The sequence below is a fragment of the Streptomyces sp. NPDC054813 genome (assembly GCF_053611365.1).
Window position 1 is genome coordinate 132,191 of the sequence record NZ_JBSHAF010000004.1, and the last position, 17,772, is coordinate 149,962.

General features: G+C 71.2%; 15 protein-coding genes. 8 read left to right on the top strand and 7 right to left on the bottom strand.

Features of this window, described 5'->3' with window-relative positions; genetic code table 11:
• Positions 1–70 precede the first annotated feature (70 nt).
• The gene (locus tag ACWGJB_RS09145; RefSeq protein WP_453379567.1) at positions 71–1,006 is read right to left on the bottom strand and encodes an oxidoreductase; all 936 of its coding nucleotides are present in this window, start codon (positions 1,004–1,006) and stop codon (positions 71–73) included.
• A gap of 137 nt (positions 1,007–1,143) precedes the next feature.
• Between ACWGJB_RS09145 and ACWGJB_RS09150 the strand changes: the two genes are divergently transcribed.
• The 3 genes from ACWGJB_RS09150 (at position 1,144) to ACWGJB_RS09160 (ending at position 3,728) form a co-directional block, all read left to right on the top strand.
• Entirely contained in the window at positions 1,144–2,076 is a 933-nt protein-coding gene (locus ACWGJB_RS09150) for an aminoglycoside phosphotransferase family protein (protein WP_453379568.1), read from the top strand.
• A 171-nt stretch (positions 2,077–2,247) separates the two neighbouring features.
• The gene (locus tag ACWGJB_RS09155; RefSeq protein WP_453379569.1) at positions 2,248–2,802 is read left to right on the top strand and encodes a dihydrofolate reductase family protein; all 555 of its coding nucleotides are present in this window, start codon (positions 2,248–2,250) and stop codon (positions 2,800–2,802) included.
• A gap of 11 nt (positions 2,803–2,813) precedes the next feature.
• Entirely contained in the window at positions 2,814–3,728 is a 915-nt protein-coding gene (locus ACWGJB_RS09160; RefSeq protein ID WP_453379570.1) for an RNA polymerase subunit sigma-70, read from the top strand.
• An 88-nt stretch (positions 3,729–3,816) separates the two neighbouring features.
• Here ACWGJB_RS09160 and ACWGJB_RS09165 read toward each other — a convergent pair whose 3' ends face one another.
• Positions 3,817–4,398: a YciI family protein gene (locus tag ACWGJB_RS09165; protein ID WP_453379571.1), complete on the bottom strand. Its 582-nt coding sequence runs from the start codon at positions 4,396–4,398 to the stop codon at positions 3,817–3,819.
• Between the two features lie 252 nt (positions 4,399–4,650).
• Complete coding sequence (locus tag ACWGJB_RS09170; protein WP_453379572.1) at positions 4,651–5,211, bottom strand: TetR/AcrR family transcriptional regulator; 561 nt, start codon at positions 5,209–5,211, stop codon at positions 4,651–4,653.
• Positions 5,212–5,474: 263 nt separating this feature from the next.
• Between ACWGJB_RS09170 and ACWGJB_RS09175 the strand changes: the two genes are divergently transcribed.
• Entirely contained in the window at positions 5,475–6,443 is a 969-nt protein-coding gene (locus ACWGJB_RS09175) for an SDR family NAD(P)-dependent oxidoreductase (protein ID WP_453379573.1), read from the top strand.
• Between the two features lie 3 nt (positions 6,444–6,446).
• Here ACWGJB_RS09175 and ACWGJB_RS09180 read toward each other — a convergent pair whose 3' ends face one another.
• On the bottom strand, positions 6,447–7,010 hold the full coding sequence (locus ACWGJB_RS09180) for a TetR/AcrR family transcriptional regulator (protein WP_453379574.1): 564 nt from the start codon (positions 7,008–7,010) through the stop codon (positions 6,447–6,449).
• A gap of 114 nt (positions 7,011–7,124) precedes the next feature.
• Between ACWGJB_RS09180 and ACWGJB_RS09185 the strand changes: the two genes are divergently transcribed.
• Positions 7,125–7,934, top strand: coding sequence for an SDR family NAD(P)-dependent oxidoreductase (locus ACWGJB_RS09185; RefSeq protein WP_453379575.1), 810 nt, complete (start codon positions 7,125–7,127; stop codon positions 7,932–7,934).
• A 110-nt stretch (positions 7,935–8,044) separates the two neighbouring features.
• On the opposite strand, the gene ACWGJB_RS09190 is transcribed toward ACWGJB_RS09185, so the two are convergent.
• Positions 8,045–9,208 (bottom strand): lactate 2-monooxygenase, encoded by a 1,164-nt coding sequence (locus ACWGJB_RS09190; RefSeq protein ID WP_453379576.1) that lies wholly within the window; start codon positions 9,206–9,208, stop codon positions 8,045–8,047.
• Between the two features lie 70 nt (positions 9,209–9,278).
• Here ACWGJB_RS09190 and ACWGJB_RS09195 point away from each other — a divergent pair, with 70 nt between their 5' ends.
• Positions 9,279–10,367: an Lrp/AsnC family transcriptional regulator gene (locus ACWGJB_RS09195; protein ID WP_453379577.1), complete on the top strand. Its 1,089-nt coding sequence runs from the start codon at positions 9,279–9,281 to the stop codon at positions 10,365–10,367.
• A 16-nt stretch (positions 10,368–10,383) separates the two neighbouring features.
• Here the strand turns inward: ACWGJB_RS09195 and ACWGJB_RS09200 are convergent, their stop codons facing one another.
• Positions 10,384–10,842 carry a hypothetical protein gene (locus tag ACWGJB_RS09200; RefSeq protein ID WP_453379578.1) on the bottom strand — a complete coding sequence of 153 codons (459 nt, stop codon included), beginning with the start codon at positions 10,840–10,842 and terminating at the stop codon, positions 10,384–10,386.
• A 303-nt stretch (positions 10,843–11,145) separates the two neighbouring features.
• Here ACWGJB_RS09200 and ACWGJB_RS09205 point away from each other — a divergent pair, with 303 nt between their 5' ends.
• Positions 11,146–11,856, top strand: coding sequence for a rhomboid family intramembrane serine protease (locus tag ACWGJB_RS09205; RefSeq protein WP_453379579.1), 711 nt, complete (start codon positions 11,146–11,148; stop codon positions 11,854–11,856).
• A 267-nt stretch (positions 11,857–12,123) separates the two neighbouring features.
• Here ACWGJB_RS09205 and ACWGJB_RS09210 read toward each other — a convergent pair whose 3' ends face one another.
• On the bottom strand, positions 12,124–16,362 hold the full coding sequence (locus ACWGJB_RS09210; protein WP_453379580.1) for a S8 family serine peptidase: 4,239 nt from the start codon (positions 16,360–16,362) through the stop codon (positions 12,124–12,126).
• Positions 16,363–16,564: 202 nt separating this feature from the next.
• On the opposite strand from ACWGJB_RS09210, the gene ACWGJB_RS09215 reads away from it, so the two are divergent.
• Positions 16,565–17,551 (top strand): TrmB family transcriptional regulator, encoded by a 987-nt coding sequence (locus ACWGJB_RS09215; protein ID WP_453379581.1) that lies wholly within the window; start codon positions 16,565–16,567, stop codon positions 17,549–17,551.
• Positions 17,552–17,772: the final 221 nt, after the last annotated feature.

The following is a 17,772-nucleotide window of genomic DNA, read 5'->3' on the forward strand; positions in this document are numbered from 1 at the left end:
CCTACAGGCTCCTCCGGACTCCCGCGGACTCCCGCGGACTCCTCCGGACTCCTCCGAGTTCGTCGGCTCCTCAGATCTCCTTCAGGACCACCGCGCAGGAGACCCCGGTGAGCCGCTCCGACGCGTCCCAGAGGCGTTGCGCCATGGTGTCGTCGCGGGTCCAGGGGGCGCGCCGGGAGGGGGCCGGGGCGCCGCGCCACATCGCGATCGCGGGCCCGGTGAAGGAGTCGGGCCGTACGCCGGGGGCGGTGGCCGCGTACAGCGTGGGCAGCGCGCCGGCCTCGGCGGACTGTGCGAAGACGACGTTCGCGGCCGCCATCACCCGTTCGGCCCCGCGCCGCCCTTCGGCACGGGGCCCGGCGGTCTGCAGGTTGGTGGCCGCGTACCCGGGGTGGGCGGCGGCCGCGACGAGGTCGCCGCCGTGGGCGTCGACGCGCCGGGCCAGCTCGTGAACGAAGAGCAGGTTGGCGGTCTTGGACCGGCCGTAGGCGACCCAACGCCGGTATCGGCGGGCGCTGTTGAGGTCGTCGAGATCGATGTTGGCGATGACGTGCATCATGCTGGAGACGGTGACGACCCGGGCGGCGGGGGTGCCCAGCAGTACGGGCATGAGCAGCCCGGTGAGGGCGAAGTGCCCGAGGTGGTTGACCCCGAACTGCGTCTCGAACCCGTCCGCGGTGGTCCCGTACGGCGGTGCCATCACCCCGGCGTTGTTGACGAGGAGATCGAGCCGGCCGTACGGGAACGAGCCGGCGAAGTCCCTTACCGAGGCCAGGTCTCCGAGGTCGAGCCGCCCGAACTCGATGTGGGCGTCCGGCACTTCGGCGGCCATCCGGTCCCCGGCCTCGTGCCCCCGCGCCTCGCTCCGGCAGGCGAGCACGACCCGGGCCCCCTTGCGGGCCAGCTCGCGCGCGGTGACGTACCCGAGCCCGCTGTTGGCCCCGGTGACGACGGCGACGCGGCCGGTGAGGTCCGGGATGTCGCCGCTGCTCCAGCCGCTGCGCATGAGAACACCCTCCACAGGTGGGGGTCTGGGTCGCGGCCAGCCTACGAGGAGGTGCCACGACGTGACGCCGGACACGGCCGCACACCGGACGCGGCCTTGCGCCGTGCGAACCGCTCGGTGGCGCGTAAGGTGCCGGGATGATCGGCATTCCGGAGGAGCTGGCGCGCGGCACGATCGACCGTGAGGGTGACCGCGGTGCGGCCTGGATCGCCGGGCTCCCCGCGATCGTCGAGGACCTGCTGGAACAGTGGGAGTGCCTGCCCGACGGTGAGGTGACGCACGGGGGCGTAGGGGTGATCGTCCCGGTACGGCAGCGGTCCACCGGCGGCCGGTTCGTCCTCAAGGTGTCCTTCCCGCACCCCGGCAACGTCCACGAGCCGGACGCGTTCGAGGCGTGGGAGGGCCGGGGAGCGGTCCTCCTGCACCGGCGGGACGACGCCCGTTTCGCCCTCCTGCTGGAACGCGCCCATATGTCGACGCTGGCGGCCCTCCGGTCCGACGACGAGACGGTGGTGACCGTCGCGGGCCGCCTGAACCACCGCCTGGCCGTCCCGGCGCCGGCGGGGCTGCCCCGGCTGAGGGACCGCGCCGGCGCCTGGGAGACGGAGCTGCGCAGGGACGCGACGGAACTGACGCACGCGCTGCCGCCCCGCGTGGTGGACGCGGCCGTCGCCACCGCGCGCGAACTGGGCCACGACCAGCCGGACACCCTCGTCCACGGCGACCTGCACGCGAGGAACATCCTGCGGGCGGACCGGGAACCGTGGCTGGCCGTCGACCCCAAGGGCTACGCGGGAGACCCGGCGTACGACGGCGGCACGCTGCTCAAGTCCCGTGCCCTGTCCCTCATGCGGGCCGACGACCTGGCCAAGACGGTCCACCGCCTCCTCGACGTCTTCGCCGAAGCGGCGGAAGTCGACCGCGAACGCGTCCGACGCTGGGCGCAGTTGCACGCCGCACAGGCGGCGTTCTGGGGCCGCCGGCACGGCTTCCGTATCGCACGCGGCGGCTCCCGGCTGGACCGCATCACACTTTTCGCCGACGAATTGGCGGAGTTGCTCACCGTCTAGGAGCTGTCCGGTGATCGTGTGACTGTCTGATGGTCTTGTCGTCGCTGTGGGCATGGGCGGGGTGATCCGACGGATACCGAGCGGGATCGGCTACGGCCGATTCCTCTCGGGGCCGAGCCGAGTCTTCATATTCGAGGGCCGGAACCTCCGACCCCGAGGACGGAGACCATCATGCGCAAGCTCATCGCGGGGGCATTCCTCACGCTTGACGGCGTGGCCCAGGATCCGGGCGGATTCAGCGAGATCGAACGCGGCGGCTGGGCACTGGACTATTTCGACGACACCTCGCGCCGGCGGGCCACCGACGCTCTCCTGGCGAGCGACACCTTCCTGCTGGGGCGGGCGACCTTTGAGATCATCGAGAAGGCATGGTCGCGCAATACCGGGCCGTATGCCGAGGCGATGAACAACATTCCCAAGCTCGTCGTGACGAGGACGCAGCGCGGCCCGTTGCCCTGGAACGCCCTCGCACTCACCGGGGAAGCGGCGCAGACGGTCGCGAAGCTCAAGCAGGAGCCCGGCGGCAACATCGTCATGTACGGCAGCTCCACGTTGATGCGAACTCTGCTCCAGCACAACCTGATCGACGAGCTGAACCTCGGCGTACACCCCCTTGTCGTCGGCGAGGGAAAGCGGCTCTTCGACAGTGCGCTGCCGGGCTCGCTGCGGTTCTTGGCCGCAACACCGAGTGCGACGGGAGTCGTCACGCTCACCTACGCCCCGTAGTGTCGATCGGGATGGGAGATTTCGCGACGGACACGGAACCCTACCGGCGTGAGCTGCTGGCGCACTGCTATCGCATGCTTGGATCGGTGGACGACGCCGAGGACGTGGTCCAGGAGACCTACCTGCGTGCGTGGCGTTCGTATGAGGCGTTCCAGGGCAGGTCGTCGGTACGCACCTGGCTGCACCGGATCGCCACCAACGCCTGCCTTTCCGCGTTGTCGCACCGTAGTAGGCGTTTCCTGCCGTCGGGACTCGGCGAACCGGCCGACGATCCCATGACTCCGCCGGTGGCCGCGGACCCGCAGTGGGTTCAGCCCATTCCCGACTCGATGCTCGACCCGGCAGCGATCGTCGCGGCGCGCGACAGCCTGCGGATCGCGCTGATCGCCACGCTCCAGGAGTTGCCGGGCCGCCAGCGGGCGGTGTTCATCCTGCGCGACGTCCTGGCGTGGCCGGCGTCGGACGTCGCGCAGGTGATGGGCAGCAGCACGGCAGCGGTCAAGAGCATGCTGCAACGCGCGCGTGCACGGTTGGAACAGGCGCCTCCTGACGTCGAGCAAGCGGTCGAGCCCGGCGAGCTGAGCGCCGTCCTCGCCCACTACATCGCGGCAGTCGAGGAGGCCGACGGCGCGGCACTCGAACAGCTGCTGCGTGTCGATGCCAGCGTCGAGGCGACGCCTTGGCGCACGTGGTTCTCCGGCCGTGCCTCCTGCGTGCCCTATCTCGTGCAGCAGGTCATGGGCTCGCCGGGCACGTGGCGGTTGCTGCCGACCAGCGCGAACGGTCAGCCGGCGGCGGTCGGCTACCGCGATGGTGAGGCCTACGGCCTCCTCCTGCTCACCGTGACCTCGGCGGGCATCGCGAGAATCAACGCGTTCGGGGATCCGGGGCTTGTCAAGCGGTTCGGCTTCCCTACGTCCCTGTGAGCGCGAAGACCCGCAGGTCTTTCGGGGTTGGTCCTCCCCGCCGAAAGACCACGATCTGTGACTGGAGACCAGGAGGTACCTCGGCTCGTCACCGCCGTCCGCCGAACTCCCACTCGTGCACCTCCGTCTCCGCGTACCGGTGCGGAGCCAGGACGGCCCGTGCCCGCTCCGGGTCCGGCGCCCGGACCAGTGCCGCCGTACCCAGCCAGGTGGTCGCGTCGTCGGACAGCAACGGGCCGAAGGCGACCAACTCGTCACGGTCGATGCCGGGCGGCAGGCCGGGGCCGGGTGGCAGGCCGGGGTCGACGCCGGCGTCGTCCCGCGTCGGGCCCAGGCCGAGCACCAGGTACCGGTTGCCGCCGGTCCGGCCGCCGGGGAACTCCCACATGGTGCGGCCGAGCAGGTTGCGCCACCGGCGCAGCAGCACGTCCCGGTACACGCCGGCCTGGTAGTTGGGCTCGTCGAAGGCGAACGCGCGGGCAGCGGCGGGATCCGGCAGATCGACGATGTGCACACTGCCGGTGAGCGTCTCGCCGTCGGCACCGAAGGCCGGCCCGCGGGCGATCAGCTCCGCCTCGTACCGGTCCATGTAGGACCAGTGCTCCTCCACCAGCTCCCGGCGCAACGCCAGGGAACCGGCCCGGTCACGGTGGTAACAGAAGAACTCCATGGCCGAGGACCCTTCCGCACCTCGGGGCGGCATCTCAACAGGATTCCCCGGGTGTCCGCCCCCGTCCCCCGAGCCGGACGTCCTACAGGCCGCGGGCGGTGGCGGGTGAGCCGGGCGTTCGCGGTCTCGTCGGGCTTGAGGCGCCGGCATCACCACCGCATCAGGATCCAGAACACGGCAGCGACCGAAACGCATCGGAACAGCGCCTGCGGCTTCGGCCGAAGAAGGTCTCCGCCGGGTCGCGCGGTACTCTCAGCCGCCCACCACCCCGCGCAGCAGCAGGTCAATGAGCCGGCTCGCCAGTTCGCGCTGTTCCTCGCTCGCCGCCATCAGGCTGATCCCCCCGAGCGCCATCAGCACATCGCGCGCATCGACCCCCGGCCGCGCCACCGGCGACGCCCCCTCCCCGGCGTCCAGCAGCCAGGCGATGGCGTCGACCAGCAGGGTCCGGGTGTGCAGCTTCTCGCTGTCGTCCGTCAGGATCACGCGCAGCGCGTCGGCCATCCCCTGCTTCGCCGCCATGAAGTCGATGAACCGCTCCATCCACGTCCGCAACGCCTCCACCGCCGGCAGCGTCGCCGCCAGTTCCTCCGCCGCCTCGCACAGACGCTGCACCTCGTGCCGGTACACCGCCTCGATCAGCAGTTCCTTGGAGGGGAACCGGCGGTAGAGGGTACCGACGCCGACGCCCGCCTGCCGGGCGATGTCCTTGACCGAGGCACCCGGCCCCTCCCGGGCGAACGCCTCGGCCGCCGCTTCCAGCAGCCGGTCCTCATTGCGCTGCGCATCCGCACGCAACGGCTTGCGGGACATCGCCCCGCCTCCGTCGATTCCGGTCACCCTCGGCTCCCCTTCACCCACACCACTTGCAAGCGGAACCAGTTCCGCTTACCTTCGAGGGGCGAACCGGAACCAGTTCCGGATAAGAGCGTACGACGCCCCCTGCCGCCGCGCCATGCCATGCCCTGCATGCCATTCACGTCATCGCCGGTGACGCCGTGCCGTGCCGTCGGGTTCCCCCCTTCCGGCCCGGCCGATTCCACCCTCACCCCACCCCTCGCCCTCTGGAGAGCGCCATGTCCCACAGCCCCGTCACCACCCCCTTCGGAGCGCAGACCACCGCCGCCGAGGTGCTCCTCGGTCTCGACCTCGGCGGCAAGCGTGCCGTCGTCACCGGCGGAGCCTCCGGTATCGGGCGGGAGACCGCCCGTGCCCTCGCCGCCGCCGGTGCCGAGGTCGTCATCGGCGTCCGCGACCTGGCGGCAGGCGCACAGGCCGCCGAGGAGATCACGCCGGCCGACGGTCCCGGCACCGTCCGCGCCGCCCTGCTCGACCTCGCCGACCAGTCCTCCGTACACGCTTTCGTGAACGCCTGGCACGACCCCCTGCACACCCTCGTCCTCAACGCCGGCGTCATGGCCACCCCGCTCCAACGGACCAGGGAGGGCTGGGAGCTCCAGTTCGCCACCAACCACCTCGGCCACTTCGCCCTCGCGAACGGCCTGCACGGCGCCCTCGCGACGGCCCGGGACGCACGCGTGGTCGCGGTCAGCTCGGTCGGACATGTCAACGGGGACGTCCTCTTCGGCGATCCCAACTTCGAGCGGCACCCCTACGACCCGTGGGCGGCCTACAGCCAGTCCAAGACCGCCAATGTCCTGTTCGCCGTCGAGGCCGCCCGCCGCTGGGCCGCCGACCTGATCGCCGTCAACGCCCTCAACCCCGGCCGTATCACCAGCACCCGGCTCGGCCGCCACATCGGCGACATCGCCGACAGCCCGTCCTCGTTCGACCCGGCCAGCACCGACGTGTCCTGGAAGAACATCGAGCAGGGCGCCGCGACCTCGGTCCTGCTCGCCGCCTCCCCGCTGGTCGAGGGCGTGACCGGACGCTACTTCGAGGACGCCAACGAGGCCGGCCCGCACCGGCCCGGCATCCGCCGCGGAGTCGCCGCCCATGCCCTGGACCCCGAGCACGCGACCCGTCTCTGGCAACTCTCCGCCGACCTGCTCACGGCCACGCCGACAACCCGAATCTCGCTCTGACCGCTACGGCCGTACCACCACGGCCACCGCCACACGGAGTTTCTCCAGGAACTCCGCCCGGTCCGCGACCCGGTGTTTCCACCCCTCGCCGGCCGCCTGGAGGACCTCCGCGATCTGCCGCGGCGTGACGGTCGCCGCCCCCCGGCCGGAGTCGGCGATCGCCGCGGCGAGCGTGTCGACGAAGGCGTCCCGGTAGTCGTCGTACATGCCGTGCAGCTGGGCCGTCCCGTGCTCCAGCAGTTCGTCGACACCCTCGTTGAGGTGCGTGCCGACGTACCGGCCCAGGTTCGCGTCGAGCGCGGCCACGAGACGCGCGTCGAGATCGGCGCCGGGCGCGGCCAGCGCCGTACGGACGTCGCCCAGCGCCCGGTCCAGCTCCTGCCGCATGGTCTCGCGGAACAGCTCCTCCTTGCCGGAGAAGAGGAAGTACAGGCCGGGGCGGGAGATGTCCGCGGCCCGGGCCACCGCATCCATCGACGTCTTGCGGTAGCCGAACGTGGCGAAAACGCTCAGCGCCGCCGCGAGCACCTGCTCGCGGCGCTGGATGTCCCCTCGGGTCGCGGTCATATGCACACCATACCGACTGGGCGTGCTATACATGTTTTGTAGATTCTGTTTAGTAGCGTGAAAGCGCAAGCGGGGGGGACCGCAGCACCCGAGAGAGCATCGAGAGAGAGCATCATGAGCAAGACCGTTCTGATCACCGGCGCTTCGACCGGCATGGGCGAGGCCCTCACCTTCGAGTACGTGGCACGCGGCTGGAACGTCGCCGCCACCATGCGCGACCCCGCCAGGGCCAACCCGGCCTTCGCCGGCCTCGGCAACGTCCTGGTCACGCGCCTCGACGTCACCGACGCCGCGAGCGTCGAGCAGGCCGTGCGGGAGACCGTCGAGCGCTTCGGCGCCGTCGACGCGGTCGTCAACGCCGCCGGCTACGGACAGGTCGGCGCAGTCGAGGAGGTCAGCCCCGCCCAGGTGCGGGACCAGTTCGAGACCAACGTGGTGGGCATCGTCCAGGTGGTCCAGGCCGTCCTCCCGCACATGCGGGAACGCGGATCCGGCCACATCCTCAACATCGGCTCCATGGGCGGCCATGTCAGCCTGCCCACCATGGCCGTGTACTGCGCCTCCAAGAGCGCCGTGCAGAACCTGACCGAGGGACTGGCCAAGGAGCTCGCCCCGCTGGGCATCCGCGTCACGCTGGTCGAGCCGGCCGGCTTCGACACCAACTTCGGGACCAGCTCCAGGCTCCCGGCCAGGTCCGTCCCGGACTACGCGGGCTCCTACGCCACCATGGCCGAGTTCGACAAGCAGGCGGTACGGGGCGACCTCACCAGGTCCATGGCGGCCGTGGCCGACATCACCGGCGCCGAGGAGCCCCCGGTGCACCTGGCGGTGGCCACCGCCGGCCTGGAGATGGTGCGCGGCCACTTCGCCGAGCTGCTGGACGAGTACGCCCGCTGGGAGTCGGTCACGGCCGTCACCGGCTGACGACCGTCCCCAGGGCCCAGGCCGAGGCCGGGCCACCGGCTGACGACCGTCCCCAGGGCCCAGGCCGAGGTCGCGCCACCGGCTGACGACCGCTCCCCGGGCCGCGCGGGTCAGGCGACGCGCCGCAGCGCCTCCGGCGTGAGGTCGGCGAGCGTCGGGTACCCGTCGACGGCCATGATCAGATCGGCCTCGGCCAGCAGGGCCCGCAGCACATGGACGAGGCCGGCTTCACCGCCGTAGGCGAGACCGTACGCATAAGGACGGCCGACGCCTACGGCGGTCGCGCCGAGGGCCACGGCCTTGATGATGTCGGCTCCCGTGCGCACCCCGGAGTCGAACAGGACGGGCAGGCCGTCGGCGGCCTCGACCACGCCGGGCAGCGCGTCGAGGGCGGGCAGGCCCCCGTTGGCCTGCCGGCCGCCGTGGTTGGAGCAGTAGATGCCGTCCACGCCGGCGTCCTTGGCCCGGCGGACGTCCTCGGGGTGGCAGATGCCCTTGAGGATCAACGGCAGATCGGTGATCGACCGCAGCCAGGGCAGGTCGTCCCAGGTGAGCGGGTTGCCGAAGATGCCCGCCCACAGGGCGACCGCGCCCTGCGGATCGTCCTCGGGACTCCGGCCGCCGAGCAGGGAGCGGAAGACGGGGTCGCTGGTGTAGTTGGCCAGGCAGTTCCCGCGCAGCTGGGGGAAGTTGCTGGTGCTCAGGTCCCGGGGCCGCCAGCCGGTGATCCAGGTGTCCAGGGTGACCACGATCCCCTTGAAACCGGCCCGCTCGGCCCGGTGCACCAGGCTCTCGGCCAGCTCCCGGTCGGTGGGGGTGTAGAGCTGGAAGAAGCCCGGGGTGTCGCCGAACTCGGCGGCGACCTGCTCCAGCGGATCGACGGTCAGCGTGGAGGCGACCATCGGTACGCCGGTACGGGCGGCCGCCCGCGCGACGGCGAGGTCACCGTGGCCGTCCTGCGCGCACAGCCCGATCACCCCGACCGGCGCCATGAACAGCGGCGCGGCCAGCCGCATCCCGAACAGCTCGACGGACAGATCCCGCTCACTGGCTCCCACCAGCATGCGCGGCACCAGCCCCCAGCCCTCGAACGCGCCGACGTTGGCCCGCTGCGTCCGCTCGTCGCCCGCGCCGCCCGCGACATACGACCGCACCGAGGTGGGCATCGCGGCCTGGGCCAACGGTTCCAGATCGTCGTACGTCATCGGGAACCGCGGCATCACCCCGCTCAGCCCGTCGAGGTAGATCTCGTTCTGGTAGTCGGCGAAAGCCATGGTCCAGACCTCCTTCACGCCCCCGCCCGCCGGTTGCGGGTCCTCGGGTCCTCGGGTCCACAATGAGAGAGTGACGCGGGAAAGCCTTGAAACGCAGGATTCTGGCTCCACGGGCTCCGTTCCGCAGGATGCTGTCCCCGCACTGCTGGGTGAGGACGAGCTGGCGCTGATCAACGCCCTGCAGCTGCGCCCGCGCGCCTCCTGGACCGAACTCGGGCGTGTCCTGGACGTCGACCCGGTCACCGTGGCCCGCCGCTACCACCGCCTCTCCGAGCAGGGCACCGCCTGGGTCGGCTTCTCCCCCGGCCCACGCCTCCTCGAACAGATCTGTGTGGCGTACGTCGTGATCGACTGCGCTCCGGGAGCGACCGCCCGGGTCGCCGCGGCCCTCAGCGCCCACCCCCACATGGTCACCATCGAACGCACGGCCACCGGCCACGACCTCCTCACCACGGTCGCCACCCGCGACCTGCCGGCCCTGTCCCGCTACACCCTCGACCGGCTCCCCCACCTGCCCGGCATCACAGCCGTACGATCCCGGGTCGTCACCCACATGTTCACCGAGGGCGGCCACTGGCGCATCGCGGCCCTCGCCCCCGCCCAACGCGCGCAGTTGACGCCCCCGCCGCCGCCCCGCACCACCCCCACCCTCGCCGCCGAGGCCACTCCCGTCGACCGCGCCCTGGTCACCCACCTCGCCCACGACGGCCGTATCTCCTACCAGACCCTGGCCCGGCACCTGGGCGTCAGCCTCTCCACCGCCAAACGCCGCATCGAACACCTCACCCGCCGCGGTCTGCTCCGCTTCCGATGCGACTTCGCCCGCCCCCTGGGCGGCTGGCCGGTCGCGGTGACCTTCTGGGCCAAGGTCCCGCCCGCCGACCTCCCGCACATCGGCCAGGCCCTCATCCGCCTCCCCGAGACCCGCAACTGCGCGGCGATCAGCGGCCCCGAGAACCTCGTCCTCCAGGCCACGCTCCACTCACTGGCCGACATCCTCCGCCTGGAGACCCAACTGGCCACGGCCCACCCGACCCTGGACATCGCCGACCGGGTCATCACCCTGCGCCACGACAAACTCCTCGGCCGCCTCCTGGACCCCCACGGCCGCTCCACCGGCGTCGTACCGGCGGACCTGTGGGCGGAGCCGACGCTGTGAACGGAGACGACCGGTGTCAGGCGGGAGGGTTGGTGCTCTTCGTCCATCCCACCGACAGGCCCCAGGATCCAGCCGTCTTGGAAGTGACCGTTACGACAACGTTCCTGTAGTCACGATCGAGAACGGATTCGTTGTGCACCCCGGGGTCGCCGTCGGCGCACACGGTGGTGGAGTCCGCAAGAGAGCCGACTTTGACGTCGACGGTCCCGGAACCCGAGCAGATCACCGCGAACTGCAGGGTTCCCTTCCGAATCTCAGGGATCACCGGAAACGAGCGAGGCCCGGTATTTCCGCCTGTTTTGACGAACGTCTTCTGAGCGTCGGCAAGCTGGGGCGGAACGCGAGGGTCCCCGGTGGCCGAAGCGGTGACGGAGGGTTCGCCGGACGAAGCCGTCCCGGCCGGCGCCTCACTCGCGGTTGCCCGATCACCGGTCGACGTCGCACTGGTGCAGCCGGCCAACGCAAGCAGGACCACTGGAACGGCTATCCCTGCTCGGCTCATGCGTACCACCCGACGTCCATGGGCCCGTGGCCCGTCACCTTGTCGCGCGTAAATTAGCAGGTGAGGTGCTGGTTGCAGGCAGCGCCGACGAACTCGCGGCGCCGTATGCCTGTTGTTCACCAGGAGATCTCCTACGCGCGGCGCTGGGCGTTCCGCAGCCGATCGGCGGCGAGCCGGCGGGCGTTCCGCGGCGCCCCGTGTCGCGGCGGCCGTGCGGTGGGCTGTCGTAGAGTGCGGCGTGGTGGGGACGCTGAGTCGTTGGAGGGGGAGCCTGCCATGGGTGCGGCGAACAGAAACCGGGCCGACCTGGCGCCGATGAATCCCGAGGAGATGATCGCGGAGGCGCGGAAGGCGTTCTTCGTGATGTTCGCGCTGCTCGCCGTCGTCTGGCTGGTGCAACTCGCCAACTTCGCCGACCACTACGCCCTCTCCCGGGACTACGCCGTGGTCTCCGGCGACGTCGGCACGCTGCCCGACGTCCTGGTCGCGCCGCTGCTGCACTGGAGCTGGGCGCACATCGAGAGCAACTCCGGCCCGCTGTTCGTGTTCGGTTTCCTCGCCGCCTACCGCGGAGTGCTGCGGTTCCTCGCGCTGACCCTGCTGATCGCGGTGAGCAGCGGCGTCGTGGTCTGGTTCTTCGAGAAGGGCGACGTCGCGACGGTCGGCGCCAGCGGCCTGATCTTCGGGTACTTCGGTTACGTCGTCGTACGCGGACTCTTCGACCGGCACCTGATCGACACGCTGATCGGGATCGTCATGGGCGCCTCCTTCGCGTACCTCCTCACCGTGGCCGTGCCCGGCACGCCTGGGGTGAGCTGGCTCGGACACCTCGGCGGGCTGCTCGGGGGCTTGCTGGGCGCCTGGCTCTTCCGGGACCGGCACCCGCGGGCCGGCACCGGCGAGAAAACCCCCCGGGCGGTGACCGGCGACGCCGCGCAGCCGCGCTCCGACCTGTACAAGGAACTCGGCGACCTCGGCCTGCTCTGACGACCCGTCATCCCGTACCCGACGGTCGCGCCCCGAACCCCGCTTTCCGCCGCCGAGGGGCGGCACCCCCGACGTCGCAGGGCAGAGCTGTACGGCAACCGCCGTCACGCGGGACGCCGACCCGGGCCGGGCCGGGGCGGGGCGGGGCGGGGGGCGGCTAGGCCGGAGCGGGTAGGCCGGGGCGGGCGCCGCCGGTCCTCCGAAAACACCGCGGGTCCGCGGACGCCGTGGCGCCCGCGGACCCGGGTGGTCGAGCAGCGGATCGGGTCAGTAGGAGAACTGCTGGATCTGGCTGCCGTCGCCTGCGTACGTCCAGCCGGTCCGGGTTGCCGGGTCGAGCTGGATGGCGCGCTCACGATGGGAATCGAGCCGGCCGTTGTAGGACCCGAACGCCGGGTACTCGACGCCGGTCACGGTGCCCACCGTCTCGCCCGTCTTCAGGTCGACGACGGCGATGCGGCCGGTGGCGTTGTTGTCGGTGAAGCCGTACTGCTGAAAGCCGCCCATCGGCTTCAGTTCCGGGTACCGGAAGGCGAACAGCGCCAGTTGATGCACGCCGTCGACGGCGAGCGTGATGGGCGCTTGCTGCGTTCCGAGATTCACCGGGTCCCCGCTGGGCAACTGCGCGAAGTACCCGGTGCCGGCGAAGTTGACGCTAGATGAGTGGTACCACGTTTCGTAGAGGTTGCCCTTCTGGTCGGAGGCGAGGTTCCCGGCGCAAGGGATTCCCCCCTGGCTGTGGGTTACCGTTCCGCTGTCCAGGTTGATCGCGGCCATGGTGCCGGACCCGATCGAGGCCAAGCAGTTGACGGTGATCCCGGACTTCTGCGCGGAGAAGACGCCGGTCGACTCGTCCAGCTCCAGCAGGCCGTACGAGGTTTTCCCGTCCGGGGCGGGCTCGAGCTGGAGCGGCATCCCCTGAGCGCCGGTCGCCGTGTCCACGGGGAGCACGAAGCCCGCACGGTCGCTCGAACGGGAGGCGAGCACCGCTGCGCGGTGGCGCTTGGCGTCCACCCGCCCGCCCGTCACGACGTACTGGTCGTCGACCCGGACGGGGCTGCCGACCGCGTTGCCGGTGCTCGTGTCGTAGGTCTCGAGCCACTGCTCACCGGTTGTGGTCTGCTTGTGCAGGACCAGCGTGTGGTGGGCGGAGTCGACGCCGAACACCTCGTAGACGGAGCCGTACGCGGGGTCGCTCGTCAACTTGCGCCCATAGGTTCCGGTGGCGGCGTCGTAGTCGTACACCGAGCCTTCACCGGTGGGGCTTTCGACCGCCGCGACGGACGTGCCGCCTGGGACGATCGCGAAGTTGGTCAGGTTGGTGCCGTCGGGGGCCAGTCCGTCGTCGAATCCCAGCAGGGACGTCGGCGAAGCCTGCCCGACTGTCTTGCCGTGCCGGTCGACGGCGAACACCCGCAGGTTGTAGGCGATCGACGAGGGAAGCTTGAGCGCGAGGGCGCCGAGTGCCGCCGTGCCCCGCGTGCCCTTCAGCGAGCGGTCGAGCGTGGCCGGGCTGTCCACCCCGTTGTGGTCGCGGGTGGTGCCGTTCTGGTTGCTGACCAGGTTGTACGAGTTGTACAGGTTCGGCCCGGGCGCGGAGAACTCCAGCAGCGTGCCGGTGGCGCCCTTGACCCCCGATACGTCGTAGTGCACCGAGAACTGCGGTGCGGCCCGGTTGATCTCCAGCAGGTGACCGAACTCTCCGGACGTCTTCGCGGCCAGGGTCGGCGCTGCCGGGCGCTGCGAGGGGTCACCGCCGTCGACCCGGATCGAGGCGAACTCTCCGTATGCCGGGCCACCCTTGTAGCCGGCTGTGGGGTTCTGGAGGATACCGATCCCGTAGATGCCGCCGCCGGCGGAGAAGGCGCCGGCCGGGACGGTGACCGTGCCGCGAAGTCCCGTCAGCGGGGCGGTGTAGGAGGCGGAGAAGATGGGCGCCGCCGCGGGGCTCCAGTGGCCGACTCCCGACACGACCAACTCCGGCGAGCTGACGTTCCGCACTCCGGTGAGGTCGTAGCTCACCTGCACGGAGTGTCCCGCGCCGGCGACGGGCCGGACCACCGGGGCGAGCGACTCGGCGTAGCTGCCGTCGGTGGGTCCGAAGGTCAGCTCGTGGGTGGTCGAGGCCAGCACCTGGTGGCCGTGGCGCACCTCGAAGGTGAGCGGTACCTGACGGTCCGTCGTGGAGACGACCGGCAGTCCGGCCGTGGTCAGCATCTGCGTGGGGGTCAGCCGGATCGCCGGTACATCGGAGGTGAACTCGTGCTTCCCGATGCGCAGCGCGTAGCTGACGCCTTGCCGGCCGGGCACGCCGGTCACGTCGGCGCCGATGGTCACCGGTCCCACCAGGCCCTCCCCGGTGGCGCCGGCGCCCGTGCCCGGTCCGGCCAGGTCGATGTAGCCGGGATCGGTGCCTTCGGTGTACGCGCCGCCGAGTCCACCTGTGGTCTGGCGATGCGCCACGGAGAGCCGGACGATGCGGGGCGTGCCGGTGTGGGCCTGGCTGCCGTGCGCCTTGGCCAGGACCGCTTGCAGCGCGGCGGTGACGTCGAGTTGCGGGCCCACGTGCAGCGGCTGGTCGATCTGCGGCGGCGTGGGCACGGCCCGGCCGGTGCGCTCCAGCAGCGAACGGACGTCATCGGGCGACGGGTGCTGTCCGGTCAGCCGGGAGGCCTGCAGGACGACTGCGGCGGCGGCCGCGATCTCGGGCGCGGATGCCGAAGTGCCTCCGTTGAGGACCTCCGTCACCGACTGCGCGGTCTGGCCCTGGTGTTCGAAGGCGGGGATGCCGTCGCTGGGTGCCGAGACGTTCACGCGCGTGCCGAATCCCGAGGAGAAGACCTCGGAACCGTTGAGCCTGGTGGTCGCCCAGGTGCCGTTGGCCGACGCGGCGCCGCCGTTCTGCGGAGGAACGGACAGCGTGTCGTCGGTCGTGGTGCCGCCCGCGGCGATCGCGCCGGAGTCCAGCACCTTGCTCGGCGTGGACGACAGCTGGTCGTCGTCGATCCGGGTGGTGCCGGCGGCCTTGCGCGTGACGTCGGTCGCGGTGCTGCCGCCGTCGGGGCCGACGGCCGCGTTGGTGAACAGCCTGGTCCCGTCGTTCGACGAGACCACCACGGTGATGCCGTACTGCTGCACGATCGACGCGATCACGGCCTGCTGGACCGGGTCGTCCTCCAGGTAGCGGCCGGGGAGCCCCTGGGCGTCGGTGCCGTAGCCGAGGCTGGCGGTGATCACGTCGGGTCGCGGCTGCTGCCGGGCCGCGGCCAGCAGCGCCACCGCGATCTGGCTGAACGTCGGCTGCTGCGGGACGACGAGCCGGTAGTCGGCACCCGGGGCGATGCCCAGCAGGTCGGAGGACCCGCTGCCCTGCATGCCCGGACGCTGCAGCTCGTGCGGAAGCGGCGCCATCACGGAGAAGTCCAGCAGCACCTCGCCCAGCGCAGGGTCCTGCCCCTGGGTGGATCCGGCCGGGTCGAGTGCGCCGGTCGGGTCCGCGGTGTAGGTGGGGATCAAGGGCATCGTGGGGATGTCCAGGTACCGCCGGCCGTTCTGGACGACGGTCGTCGGCCCGCTCGCGGCGAGGTCGGGCGTCCCCACGTCGGTGAGGTCGCCGACCGAGACGTTGGTGATGGTCTCACCGGTGCCCGGCAGCTGGCCGAACTTCTGCTTCAACACACTGAAGGCGCCCGTCGCGTTGACGCCGCCGGCGTTGAGGAAGCTCTGCGCCGAGGTACCCAGAGCCGCGTTGCCGGGCACACCGTCGGAGCCGGTCGTACCGCCGTCCTGCCCCTTCTCCGACGAGCCGGCCTTCCCCGCCGCGGCGCTCACCGAGGAGGGCAGCGGCACGGCGCCGGTGTTCATGGGGGAGACGGTCCGGTCGGGCTCGGCGTAGACGACGCCGGGTGTGGCGGCCAGCGCCCGGGCAGCCGCCGAGGCGTCGCCACCGGCGAGCTGGACGACCTGGACCTTGGCCAGGTCGATCGCCCCGGAGCCCAGCTTCGCCTGGGCGGCCGAGCGCAACTGCTTCGCCTGGGCGGCCGGCAGTTCCGGCATCAGGGGCCGCATGGAGACCGCGTGGGCCCGCCGGAGCGCGGTGTTGACCGCGGTGTCCGAGGTCAGCGGGGTACGGGCCTGCAGATTGCGCTGCTTGCCCAGCGGCGTGCCCGTCACCTGGGTGGCCGAGCCGAGTACCACAAGGACCTGGTGAGGGCTGTTCTTCGCCGACTGCGCGGGCGTGGGCTTCAGGAACGAGCGCCACGGACCGAGCGCCGAGGATCCGGGTATGGAGGGCAGCGCGGCCCCCGCACCGGGCTGTGCCGCTGATGAGCTGCTGCCGAGCGGGGTCTTGACGGCCGGCGACCGGCCGGGATCGGTGGGCGCGGAGCCGGACCGGGAGGAGCTTGAGGGGAGCGCGGCCGCGGGTATCGTTACGGCCGCGGTGATGGCCACGAGCGCGACACCGACGGCACCAAGCCGTCTGCCGCGCGTGTGGGCATACGTCATGGGACACCTTTCTCGGGGAGCGAATCCGCGAGCACGGATCCACACCGGAAGGCTCTGCCCGCTCGAACATGCTCAGGACAGCGCCGACTTCAGCGTGAAAGATGTCAACCGCGACCAACGAAACACAAGGTTACGACGCTGGCGGATCCCTGCCAGGTGGCGGAAGCCGCCACGGAAATTGGCGGACGGTATGGAATTTGACGTGCTCGGGCTTGCGGAAGAAACAGAACACGTCTACGTGGCACTGGTCCGGCAGCCGCGCTGCACCTCTTCGGAGTTGGCCGGCGTCTGCGACATGCCCGCGACCACCGTGGGAAGACTGCTGTCCAAACTCGTCAAGGTCGGGCTCGCCGTGCAGGACGCCGGACGCCCGCCACGCTTCACCGCCACTCCCCCGGATGTCGCCGTCACCGCGCTGATCGACCAGCGCGAGCACCAGCTCAAGGAAGCACGAGCCCTGGTACAGCGGTTGACCGAGACCCACCGGGAGGCGGCCCGGATAAGCCATCCCGACATGGCCGTCGAACTGCTCACCAGCCGTGAGCACATCAGCGCCGCCGTGCACCGGCTGACTGTCGACGCCCGCCACCAGGTGCGTGCGTTCGACCGCCCGCCCTATGTCGACGGCCCCGGCAGCAACCTCGACCGCCAGCTCCAGCAGCAGCGGCGCGGCGTGATCCACCGGGTGATCTACGACCGCGAAGCGGTGGCCTGGCCCGACAGACTGAACAACGACATCGTGCCCAGCATGAAGGCAGGCGAGCAGGCACGGGTACACCCTGAGCTGCCCCTCAAACTCGTCATCAGCGACGACCGGGCGGCCGTCCTCCCCTTCAGCCTCGGACCTGGGGGCCAGTCAGTCGCCTACCTGGTCCACCGCTCCCCCGTGCTCGTCGCCCTGGAATCGCTCTTCGAGGCGCAATGGGAGCGCGCGGTGCCGCTGCCGGACGCCCCCATGCCACCCGGCGACGCCACCACCGCGGCCGAATCCGAGGACGCAGAGCCTGATGAGGCGACCCGGTCCCTGCTTGCCCTGCTCGCCTCCGGCCTCAGCGACACGGCCATCGCGCGTGCCCAGGGCTGGAGCGAGCGGACCACGCAGCGTCGCGTCCACCAACTCATGTGCCGGCTCGGCGCCTCCACCCGCTTCCAGGCGGGCCTCACCGCCACCCGACGCGGATGGCTGTGAAACGAGCACCAGCGAGCCCGACCCCATGCCGGGTACGCCCGCGACCGGAGCCGATCGCAGATGCCTGACCGGCGGCTTTGCCTGAAGCATCCGCAGACGACGCGCCAAGGGGCGGCACCCCCGCACAGGGTGCCGCCCCTCTCTTGCGTGCCGGGGCCGCCGTCCATCGGTCTTGAGGGTCGGGGACGGACGGCGGACCCGGGGTTCACAGGAGGCCGGTG